Source organism: Prevotella sp. LMAG:51, assembly GCF_008680225.1.
GTDB lineage: Bacteria > Bacteroidota > Bacteroidia > Bacteroidales > Bacteroidaceae > Prevotella > Prevotella pectinovora.
Genome location: NZ_NALQ01000007.1, coordinates 24944 through 31552 on the forward strand (window position 1 = coordinate 24944; position 6609 = coordinate 31552).

4 protein-coding genes are annotated in these 6609 nt (G+C 46.6%); 1 reads left to right on the forward strand and 3 read right to left on the reverse strand.

The annotated features are described in order from the left end of the window. Positions 1 to 153: 153 nt before the first annotated feature. The 3 genes from CCC32_RS02985 to CCC32_RS02995 form a co-directional block, all read right to left on the reverse strand. Entirely contained in the window at positions 154 to 840 is a 687-nt protein-coding gene (locus CCC32_RS02985; RefSeq protein WP_022315690.1) for a DnaJ domain-containing protein, read from the reverse strand. 249 nt (positions 841 to 1089) lie between these two features. Beyond that, entirely contained in the window at positions 1090 to 2937 is a 1848-nt protein-coding gene (locus CCC32_RS02990; protein WP_287072214.1) for a VapE domain-containing protein, read from the reverse strand. A 129-nt stretch (positions 2938 to 3066) separates the two neighbouring features. Then, positions 3067 to 3522, reverse strand: coding sequence for a DUF6078 family protein (locus tag CCC32_RS02995; RefSeq protein ID WP_022315688.1), 456 nt, complete (start codon positions 3520 to 3522; stop codon positions 3067 to 3069). 487 nt (positions 3523 to 4009) lie between these two features. Between CCC32_RS02995 and CCC32_RS03000 the strand changes: the two genes are divergently transcribed. Beyond that, the coding region (locus CCC32_RS03000) for a type I restriction endonuclease subunit R (protein WP_287072216.1) at positions 4010 to 6609 on the forward strand (2600 nt) is incomplete at its 3' end.

Genomic DNA, 6609 nt, shown 5'->3' on the forward strand with positions numbered 1-6609 from the left:
AATGCCACTGAAAGACATTTGACGGAAACAATAAAAGCAAAGCGACAAGCAATGGGAATCAATCCACATGCTTGCCGCTTTGTCTTTTTTATTTATCTATCCTATTATGTTTCTTTGAGACAACCATCTGGTGGAACATCAGGGCAATCAGCATCAACCCTGCCTCATCTGCTGCAACAGCTCCTTCTGCCGCTCCGTGAGATTCGTAGGCAACTTCACGTTATAGGTGATTATCATGTCGCCTATCGTTCCGTCGCCACGGTCATAGCCCTTGCCACGCAAACGCACCTTGGTACCGTTCTGGGTCTCCGGTTTTACCTTCAGCTTTATCTTCGAACCGTTGCCGAGCTGCAGCATCACCTCTCCGCCGAGCAATGCGGTATAAAGGTCGATGTTCACCGTTGCCTGCATCTCTCCCGAGTTCTGGCGCATCCTGCTGCCTCTGCCGCCGCCCATTCCGCCACCACCTCCGAAGAGGTTCTGGAAGAAACTGGAGAAGCCGCCCGTACCGGAACCGAAACCTGAGAAATCGAAACCGCTGAATGGTACATCCTCGCCATCATAGAAACCACCACCGGCTCCTCCTCGTCCGGCGCCCCGTCCGAAGGCTTCCGCCTCCTTCCAGTGCTCACCGTACTGGTCGTATTTCCTTCGTTTCTCCGGATCGTTTATCACCTCGTATGCCTCGTTCAGCGCCTGGAACTTTGCCTTTGCCTTGGGGTCATTAGGGTGAAGGTCGGGATGAAACTGCTTGGCTCTCTTCAGATAAGCCTTCTTCACATCCTTCTGCGGTATGGTCTTGTCCACACCAAGTATCTTGTAATAATCAATAAATGCCATATTGTCAACTCCTTTCCTCTAAATTAATCTTTTATAAGTCATCAGCAAATTTCGTGCCGAAGCAAAACCGCACATATCCTGGATTCATTTTCCTGCCCGGAAGTGTCAAAGTATCATTTTGGGGTATCGAAATGGGTGTAACTGTCTCGTTATCAACATATTGAGAGAATGCTACTTTTCTGTTTTCCTTACAGAAAAGTAGCATAAAAGTATCACAAACGGGTATGAAGTATCATCATCGGGGCGAAATCACGTTCTTTTTCTCACCAGATACTTCATTCCTGAAGCAAAACGCTTGCGACGGATATCTGCCATGTTGGCGAGGCGTCTGCCGAATCCCATCAGCGAATTCACCTTCAGCGACGAACCTACGGTCTTCTTCAGGAAATCGAAGATCTCTGCTGCCGTAAGCCACTCGCCTTCATTCTCGTCGTCAACAATCTCATAATAGATGTTGAAATACTGGTCGGTGGGCGACATGACCTCGAACTCACAGTTGCTATGCATGATGAGGCGCACCTGTTCGGAATCGAAATAACTCTTCTCGCCATCCCTCAATGCCGCCAACGCCTGGGCATAGAGCTGGCGGTAGTTGGGGCGAACGCTCACATCTATGGGCCCGGTGAGTTCTATTCCGATAAAGCGTCTGTTGCCCGACGGGTCGGCAAGGATATCCGTGAGATTGCTCGTGGCTATAAACGAGGCGAGGCGCGGAAACTCCTCCACATGACTGCCATAGGGACGCTTTATCTTCAGCGTAGGCAACTGTATGAGGTTCTTCAGGAACCCCTGCTGCACAGTGGGTGAAATCTGATTGAACTCGTCGAGATTGACAAGCAGAAACTGCGACATTGCCTGATACACCTGACGTTTCTCAGAGAGTATGAGGTTGTCGTTGTAGCCCCACTGAAGTTCCGGCGGCAGAAGGCGGCGGCAGAAGGTGCTCTTGTTGTATCCCTGCCGGGAAATCAACAGCGGCGCCACGGAGTTGCCATACTGGCGGAAGGTGGTGCCCTGCCACTGGCTCACCATAGCGAGAAACCAAGTGTAGAACCAGTCTTCCCAATGCGGATTGGATGTAGGTACGGTGCGTGCCAGCTCACGGATATGGTCTTTGCCGTCCCACTTGCCGTTACACTCCTGCAGGAAGTCGCTTATCGGGTCATAATTCTGTATATAGTCCGACTCCAGAAAATTACGCACATCCTTGATGCTGACACGGATATCCGCCAACTGCACTTCGAGAGTCATACGCTTCTGCACCCTCGGCTCCACCGGCATATAGCCATACCATGGCTTTTCCTTTGACTGGTATTCCACGTATTTCATCACCACATTATAGCGGAAATCATAACGGCTACGCAGCAGCCTCATCATCCTAACGATATTCACTCGCACGCCATTGTCTTCTTTCTGCGCTTCCTCATTGTCGTCCGCCCAGGGTTCATCTTCAATATCGCCCAACGAAACGGGCGACGACATGGGCTGCACTCCGCTACTGTCGTCGATACGCAATGCCACAGCATCGGGATTGTAGTATGGCTCTGCATCCACGGTCATAAGGAAACTGTCGAAGAGAGACGGTTCGCCGCCGCGCAACGGCACGTTCACCACTGCCCTGTATATCGGCAGTATGCGTTGGTGGGCAATACGATACTGGCGGTCTGCCTCTTCTTCTACAGAAGGCAACGTGCCGTCTGCCCCAGCATATCTCACCAGCACCACCACGCTCATGCCATCGGCTCCCTGAAAGGCTGCCATAGTGGACGGGACGAAAGCTACGGCACGCTTCACTTTCTCTATAGCATCGCGGTCTGTGACATCTCCAAACTGCAAGGTGATTATCCCGTTGCAGCATTTCATCACCATATTGTCATTGTCATCCCGCTTCAGTTCCGCTCCGGGATATACATGTCTCCACTGTGGCATATCGTCGTAATTATGAATTTTGCGGTCTCTATATGGCGCCACCTCTCTGAAGCGCATCACCGTACGACGGGAATCATCGGTTGTCATGCGTGACAGCAAGCGGTCTATCGAACAGTGGCTCATCACCATCTTGTTTTTATTATCCGTATGTCGAATTGTTATCTTCATAGTATTTTTCAAAAATTTGTTTTTACTTGAGTAATTCGGGTTTAAGCATCCTGAATTTCCCCCACGGCGTGGGGAACGATTCCCCCCAATGTGGGGTTTCATTCCCCACGGTGTGGGGGAAATCCGGAATCATCTGTTATGGAAATCTATCTCTGTGGAATAATTGTCAAAGTCCACGTTTTCGTATCCATATTCAGCAAAGAGCTTCTTGATATGCGCCTGCTGGTTGGGATTGAGTTTGAGCTGACCGAGCTTATAGCGGTAATACTGGCTGTCGCTGCCGAGATATTCCTTCATCGTCTCGCGCAGGGACTGGGCATCACGCACCTTGACATCGATGAAGAGCGAATCGAAGCCCCATGCCATTTTCACCACACGCAAAGGAACGAACCACTTGCACTCTCCATCAGCCAAAACGTCAGGAAACATAGCATAGTCCAGCCTGATTGCCCGGTTCTTGCATTTGGTACACTGATAACGGAGACACTCCGTCTTCTTCTCACACTGCTCCAGGAAGCAATAAACGATTCCCTTTGGAGTCTTGCCTTCTTTAAAGGCTTGTTCAAGAATCTTGATGTTTTTCATGGTTGAAATAATTAATGAATTAATGACGCAAGTTTTCAACTTGCAAAATCTGTATTAAAAATAAAAACGGTCATTAAACCGTGAATATCCTGTATCTATATCTTATCGCATTAGCACTGCAAATATACGAAATAATTTCCATACAATGACACTTTTGTGATACTTTTATGATACTTTTCTGTAAATTATTCAGAAAAGTATCATTTTCATATAATCCTTGTGTTCAAGGACTTATGCAAGCTGATGCCCCCGGAATGATACTTTGACACTTTTGGCTGAAGAAACTTATACGTGTGCGCGAGAGAAAACCATACGGAAGGAAGACAACATTATCCTGATTCTGTTCGCCACAAAAAGCAAGTCAATTGCACAATTTTGTCTCATTTACGCAGAAAAAGAACAACCCTGCAGTTGTGTTTTCTCGTAAAAATCAGTTATCTTTGTAAGCGAAATGGCAATAGCCATAATTACGATAAAAAAATAAGATATGCCAGTACAAAGTGAAGCTGCCCTCGAAAACGGACTTATAGATACTCTTCAAAAGATGAACTACGAGTATGTTCATATTGAAGAGGAGAAGAACCTGTCTGCCAATTTCAAGAAACAGTTGGAGAAACACAACAAGAAGAAGTTGGAAGAATTGGGTCGTACCGAATTTACAGAGTCTGAGTTTGAAAAGATACTAATCTATCTTGAAGGTGGCACTCGCTTTGAAAAGGCAAAGAAACTGCGAGACCTCTTTCCGCTTGAACTGGAAAGCGGTGAACGCCTATGGGTGGAGTTCTTGAACCGCACTCACTGGTGTCAGAACGAGTTTCAAGTTTCCAATCAAATCACGGTTGAGGGCAGAAAGAAATGCCGTTACGATGTGACGATACTTATCAACGGATTGCCATTGGTTCAGATAGAACTGAAGCGTAGAGGCGTAGAGTTGAAACAGGCATATAATCAGATACAACGCTATCACAAGACTTCTTTCCATGGGCTGTTTGATTACATCCAACTGTTTGTCATATCCAATGGTGTAAACACCCGCTATTTTGCAAATAATCCGAATAGCGGATATAAGTTCACATTCAACTGGACGGATGCCGCCAATGTGCCTTTCAACGACTTGGAGAAATTTGCCACAGTGTTCTTCGACAAGTGCACGTTGGGCAAGATTATAGGCAAGTACATAGTATTGCATGAGGGCGACAAATGCCTGATGGTGCTTCGCCCTTATCAGTTCTATGCAGTGGAGAAGATTCTCGACCGTGTGGAAAACTCTAACGATAATGGTTATATCTGGCACACAACTGGTGCAGGCAAAACCTTGACATCATTCAAGGCAGCCCAACTTGTATCAGAGTTGGACGATGTGGATAAGGTGATGTTTGTGGTTGACCGCCACGACCTCGACACGCAGACCCAAGCCGAATACGAGGCTTTTGAGCCTGGTGCCGTTGACAGTACCGACAACACAGACGAATTGGTGAAGCGTTTGCACAGTAATTCAAAGATTATCATAACAACCATACAGAAACTCAATGCCGCTGTCAGCAAGCAGTGGTATAGCAGTCGTATAGAAGAAATACGTCATTCTCGCATAGTGATGATCTTCGATGAGTGTCATCGAAGCCATTTCGGAGATTGCCACAAGAACATCGTAAAGTTCTTCGACAACACGCAGATATTCGGTTTTACTGGTACTCCTATATTTGTTGAGAATGCGGTGGACGGACATACCACAAAGGAAATCTTCGGCAACTGTCTTCACAAATATTTGATAAAGGATGCCATTGCCGATGAAAATGTGCTGGGTTTCCTTGTGGAGTATTACCACGGAAATGAGGATGTGGAATATGCCGACCAAGACCGCATGACGGAGATAGCTAAATTTATCCTTAATAATTTCAATAAGTCAACATTCGACGGAGAGTTTGACGCATTGTTTGCCGTGCAGTCAGTGCCGATGCTAATCCGTTACTACAAGATATTCAAGAGCCTCAATCCAAAGATTAGGATTGGAGCAGTCTTCACATACGCTGCCAATAGTAGTCAAGACGATGAGCAGACCGGTATGAACACTGGCGGTTTTGCAAGCGAAAGTACAGGCGAGGCTGATGAACTGCAAGCCATCATGGATGACTATAACAATATGTATGGCACAAGTTTTACAACCGAGAACTTCCGTGCGTATTATGATGACATCAACCTACGCATGAAGAAAAAGAAGGCAGACATGAAGCCTCTTGACCTTTGCTTGGTTGTCGGTATGTTCCTTACTGGCTTTGACAGCAAGAAACTCAACACTCTCTATGTTGACAAAAACATGGAGTATCATGGTTTGTTGCAGGCGTTCAGCCGTACCAACCGTGTGTTGAACGAGAAGAAGCGTTTCGGTAAGGTGGTATGTTTTCGCGACCTGAAAAGCAAAGTGGACGAAGCCATCAAACTTTTCAGCAATAGCAATAATCTTGAAGATATTGTGCGCCCACCATTTGATGATGTCAAAACCCACTATCAAGAATTGACAAAGGACTTCTTGAAACATTATCCAGCCCCTCACTATGTGGACTATTTGCAGAGCGAGAACGACAAGAAGCAGTTTATCCTCGCTTTCCGAGACATCATCAAGAAGCATGCAGAAATACAGGTATATGACGAGTTTGAGGAGGATGCTCCCGAACTCGGAATGACCGAACAGCAGTTTATGGACTTCCGCAGCAAGTATCTTGATATATACGACACCTTTGCAGCGAAACCGACAGAACAGCCAAGCGGTTATAAAGTTCAAGATGACGAATCTGGTATGGTTGCCGAGCCTGACCCGAGTAAGAATGACACTACAGGGCTGGGAGACATCGATTTCTGCTTGGAACTCCTGCATAGTGATATTATCAATGTTGCCTATATATTGGAGTTGATTGCAGACCTTAATCCATACAGTGAGGATTATACCGAGAAGCGCCAACACATCATCGACACCATGATAAAGGATGCCGAACTTCGCAGTAAGGCAAAACTCATTGAGGGATTTATCCAGAAGAATGTGGATGATGACCGTGACAACTTTATGGCTCGCAAACAAAAGGCTGATGGTAC

What these genes read in the sequence shown, in the direction of transcription:
- CCC32_RS02985 (WP_022315690.1), bottom strand. Translation starts at nt 840, where the DNA reads ATGGCATTTATTGATTATTACAAGATACTTGGTGTGGACAAGACCATA.
- CCC32_RS02990 (WP_287072214.1), bottom strand. Translation starts at nt 2,937, where the DNA reads ATGAAGATAACAATTCGACATACGGATAATAAAAACAAGATGGTGATG.
- CCC32_RS02995 (WP_022315688.1), bottom strand. Translation starts at nt 3,522, where the DNA reads ATGAAAAACATCAAGATTCTTGAACAAGCCTTTAAAGAAGGCAAGACT.